The sequence below is a fragment of the Vibrio sp. 03_296 genome, from assembly GCF_002265885.1.
Genome location: NZ_NPKW01000842.1, coordinates 1 through 920, shown reverse-complemented (window position 1 = coordinate 920; position 920 = coordinate 1). Strand labels below are relative to the sequence as shown.

Below are 920 nucleotides of genomic sequence, written 5' to 3'. Positions count from 1 at the left end.
CATGTCCGCAATGGCAATGAACTCTTCTGTTGTGTGTACTTTTGACATGCCGGTCGACAGATTGACCGTCGTTAAACCCTTGGCATTGAAGTTATTAGCATCACTACCGCCTCCAGTGCCTTTGGTTATGGCGTCTACACCAATGTCCGCAAAAGCTTGCTTAATTTCCACGACGTGAGGATGGTCATCGCTAAGCACAAACGCGTTGTACGCGCGGCTCGATTCAATCTCCACTTTCGCACCATGTTCTTCGGCGACACGCTACAAAAGTCGTGATCATGTGCTCGATCTTGTGCATCGAGTCTTTCTGCATTGAGCGAGCGAGCTTCCGCGACAATTTTCAACTCTGGCATGACAATGTTTGTCGCCTGACCGCCGTGAACCGAACCAATATTGGCAGTCGTTTCCGAGTCAATACGCAGCAGTTTCATTTGGTTGATGGCATCGGCGGCAACCATAATGGCACTGATGCCTTCTTCTGGCGCCAACCTGCGTGAGCAGGGCGACCTTTAATCGTAGCGACGATTTTCTGTTGGCCAGGTGCCGCCGTGACAATAGAGCCAATTGGGCCACCAGTATCCAGTACAATCGCTTGCTGAGCTGTGACGTAGCTCATATCAAAATATTCGGAACCAAACAGGCCGCCTTCTTCATGCACAGTAAAGGCAAGCTCTATGGTTTTGTGCTGTTGATTTTGCTCTTTCAGCAGACGGACCGCTTCCATAATGGCAGCGATGCCCGATTTGTCATCACCACCAAGAATGGTGTCTTTCTTAGAACGATATGCCATCTTCAATCACAGGTTCAATGCCATTGCCCGGCGCCACGGTATCCATGTGACAACTTAATAAGATGGAACCTTCAAGCTCACCCTCTAAGCGTGCATAGACGTTAAAGCCATTCGAGATGTGTTCTGGCAC

The 920-nt window shown here is 49.6% G+C and carries 1 pseudogene; it reads right to left on the bottom strand.

Features of this window, described 5'->3' with window-relative positions:
- Window positions 1-920: pseudogene (locus CIK04_RS28325) on the bottom strand (M20/M25/M40 family metallo-hydrolase); the annotation flags it as partial.